General features: G+C 61.8%; 4 protein-coding genes. 3 read left to right on the forward strand and 1 reads right to left on the reverse strand.

Features of this window, described 5'->3' with window-relative positions; genetic code table 11:
• The 3 genes from ACWDPV_RS14085 to istB all read left to right on the forward strand — a co-directional run.
• Positions 1 to 237 (forward strand): helix-turn-helix domain-containing protein (locus tag ACWDPV_RS14085; RefSeq protein ID WP_449743472.1); only part of this gene is annotated, 237 nt, incomplete at its 5' end.
• Positions 238 to 369: 132 nt separating this feature from the next.
• A complete protein-coding gene (locus ACWDPV_RS14090) occupies positions 370 to 1,719 on the forward strand; it encodes an IS21/IS408/IS1162 family transposase (RefSeq protein ID WP_449743473.1) in 1,350 nt (449 codons plus the stop codon).
• Positions 1,716 to 2,564 (forward strand): IS21-like element helper ATPase IstB, encoded by an 849-nt coding sequence (istB, locus tag ACWDPV_RS14095; RefSeq protein WP_449743474.1) that lies wholly within the window; start codon positions 1,716 to 1,718, stop codon positions 2,562 to 2,564. The genes ACWDPV_RS14090 and istB overlap by 4 nt, the downstream gene beginning before the upstream one ends.
• Before the next feature lie 298 nt (positions 2,565 to 2,862).
• On the opposite strand, the gene ACWDPV_RS14100 is transcribed toward istB, so the two are convergent.
• Positions 2,863 to 3,426: a hypothetical protein gene (locus ACWDPV_RS14100; protein ID WP_449743475.1), complete on the reverse strand. Its 564-nt coding sequence runs from the start codon at positions 3,424 to 3,426 to the stop codon at positions 2,863 to 2,865.
• Between the last annotated feature and the right edge of the window lie 107 nt (positions 3,427 to 3,533).

The following is a 3,533-nucleotide window of genomic DNA, read 5'->3' on the forward strand; positions in this document are numbered from 1 at the left end:
CGACCTGGCCACCAGTGGGGACTTTCTCATGGCCATTCACACGCCGATCACCTCACGCCGCACCAGCGGTGGGTACGTGACGTGCGGCGCAAGGCCCTCGGTACGGCGCTGACAGCTGCCCGCCAGAAGGCCGGACTCACCCAGACCGAAATCGCCGAGGCGAGCGGCGTTTCGCGTCCCACCATCAGTCGCCTGGAACTCGACCTCAGCTCTATTAGCAGCGATCGGCTCTGGTGATGGCGCTCATCGAAATTCCCCAGTGATGCTCACTTAAATTCCCCACCCCGTGTGGCTCCGCCGAACAGGGCGGGCCTCCCGTGATGCTGATGGTCTCTGACCACTCACCAACTCACGGGAGGCCCGCTTTTCATGTTGACATGGGAGGACGAAGTGGAAGTGCATGCCTTACACAAGAGGGGCTGGTCGATCTCGGCGATCGCTCGGCACACCGGCCGGGACCGTAAGACGGTTCGGGCCTATCTGAACGGGGAACGCACCCCGGGCGAGCGTAAGAAGCCGGAGGTCGATCCGTTCGAGAAGTTCGTCGAGTACGTCACCTCACGGTTGCTCGAGGACCCGCATTTGTGGTCACGGACGTTGTGCGACGAGTTGGAGGATCTGGGCTACACGCAGTCGTATCAGACGTTGACGCGCCAGATCCGCGTCCGGAAACTGCGGCCGGTGTGCCCGCAGTGCGCGACGGCCACCGATCGTGCCAACGCGATCATCCCGCATCCGCCGGGTGAAGAGACACAATGGGATTGGCTGGAACTACCGAACCCACCGGCATCGTGGGGGTGGGGCTCGACGGCCTATCTGATCGTCGGGACGTTGGCGCATTCCGGACGCTACCGTGCGTATCTGGCACCGGATATGAAACGCCCACAGGTGATCGCCGGGATCGACCGGATCTGCCGCGCACTCGGTGGTGTGACGAAGGTGTGGCGGTTTGATCGGATGGCCACGGTATGTCACCCCGACAGCGGGAAGCTGACAGCCGAATTCGCTGCGGTCGCCAAGTACTACGGCGTCAGCGTGAAGATCTGCCCACCACGGCGCGGCAACCGCAAAGGGTGTGTGGAATCGACGAATAAGACTGCAGCACAACGCTGGTGGCGTCATCTTGCCGATGACCCGTCCCCTCAGGAGGCGCAAGCCGACCTGGACAAGTTCTCCTCACTGCGCGGTGACACCCGAATGCGCCCGACCGCCCACGACAACCGGCAGAGTGTGGCCACGATCGCCAAGCGGGAACCGTTGACCCGCTGCCCGTCCCCCCCGTATCCGGCGGTACTGACCGAATCACGGCGGGTCTCACGCCAAGCGTTGATCAGTTGGCGCGGCAACCAGTACTCGGTGCCACCCGAGTTCGCGATGGGCGAACTGTATGTGTCCCAAGCACTCGACGCCCAGGAGATCGATATCGCCACCGACACCGGCTCGGTGGTGGCCCACCACACGCTGGCACCGGAAGGGTCGGGCGCGCAGATCCGCATCGAGGGGCACGTGATGGCGTTGGACGAACTCGCCAAAGCCGCCGCGGTCACCGGCGGGCGACCGCACCGCAAGAAGGAACGGATACCACCCGGCGAACGATCCCGCAACGCCGCGGAAGCATTGCGCACCAACATATCCCCCACTCCCATCGATTCCGGACCACCGGCGATTGACCTCGCCGTCTACGAAACCGCGGCACAGAACAGGAACACACTGCCATGACCACCCACACGACCTCGTCGACTTCGAATGATGTTGCACCGCAGACACAATCGGCGATCTCGGTGTATCAACAGTTGCGCGGACATCTGGCCACACTGAAACTCGACGCCGCTGCCGAAGCGTTGCCGAGCGTGTTGCAGAGCGCCGGCGAACAGGAATGGTCGATGACCCAGATGCTCGAACACCTCCTCGGCATCGAGGTCGACGCGACCGAAGCACGGCGGCTGGCCGGCCGACTCAGATTCGCGTGCCTGCCCACCCCGGCAACCCTGGACGGGTTCGACTACGACGCCGCACCCAGTGTGGACCGCGCCCTGATCCGCGAGTTGGGGACGTGCGCGTTCCTGGAGTCGGCGACCAACGTACTGCTGATCGGCGCCCCGGGCACCGGTAAGACGCATCTGGCCGTCGGACTCGCCCATGCCGCGGTACACGCCGGGTACCGCACCTACGTCACCACCGCCGCCGATCTGGCCGCGCGCTGCCACAAAGCCGCGATCGAAGGACGGTGGGCCACCACCATGCGCTTTTTCGCCGGGCCCACCCTGCTGGTCATCGATGAACTGGGCTACCTACCATTGCCCGCCGAGGCAGCATCAGCATTGTTTCAAGTTGTGGCGCAACGATATCTGAAGACCAGCATCGTGATCACCACCAACCGGTCAGTGGCCGAATGGGGCGAAGTCCTCGGTGACACCACCGTCGCCGCCGCCATGCTCGACCGGCTACTGCACCGCTCAGTCGTGATCAAACTCGACGGCGACTCCTACCGACTCCGCGACCACCACGCCCGCTCCCAGAATCAACGCACCGCCACCACGACCACCCGACGGCCGCTACAGTAGAACCGGCCACCAGGTGGGGAATTTCAACGAGCCATCCTGGGGAAAATCGATGAGCCTCATCACTGGGATCTCGCCTACGCCTGCGGAACGACTCCTGCCGCCTTGTTCGCCGACGCCCAGGCGGACGAGCGCGACGCTCTCGACCAGCACTGAGTAAGTAGCCGACCCGCTCGGGTCGGGCATTCGCGTTGCATCACCCCTAGCCGTCGTGCTCTCGCACGCCGTCGGCTTGGTTGCACCCGTCGACGACCGAAGGAGGAGACGTCAGATCTGAGTCGACGAAGGTCGATCCTTTATTCTACTCGCCTTCGAATTCACGCCACTCTATTGTCTGAGCAACTATTCGATCGATCACAGAAGGATCGTTGTAAATCTTTGAGTGCACGAGTTGCCATTTTCTGCGTGGTTCAGAGTCGAGTGAGTTTGCGGCCTGCCTTTCACTAGGAATCTGAACAAGTTGCACATCACCTGGCGGTGTGGTTTCTGCCGACAAGAGAGAGAACAAGCTTGAAAATGGACCATCGCCTCCGAAGGCAAGTGAAGCCGTCATTACAAACAATGTTGCAATGAGGAGCGGAATCGCGTACAAGACTATCAGTGCGGAAAGTGCTACTAGGAGTAGGTTGGAGATGCCCTCGATGTCGTTAAAGAAGATGAAGGGCAAGAAATAAGCTGCCGCCGGAATCACGAGAAGATATTTGCTATCTGCGACTGAAGTCGCAACTCGCGTTACCCATAGAAAGAACTGGGTTACCGTGAGAAGCCCTGTGGCCTCGTCGCCGGGAGATCGAATCACAAGCAGGTCGCCGCCATTTACGGTAGGACACTGAATCGCATCAATCCAACGTGAAATCTTGTGCATGTCTCTGGGCCAGGATCTCCTGACGTTCTTGTGGGTGGGTTACGGCCAGGGCAGTTCGGGGCAGGCGCCGCCGCGGGTGAGTTCGGCCATCGCTATCAGCGCTTCTG

The organism is Gordonia sp. NPDC003504, assembly GCF_053587995.1.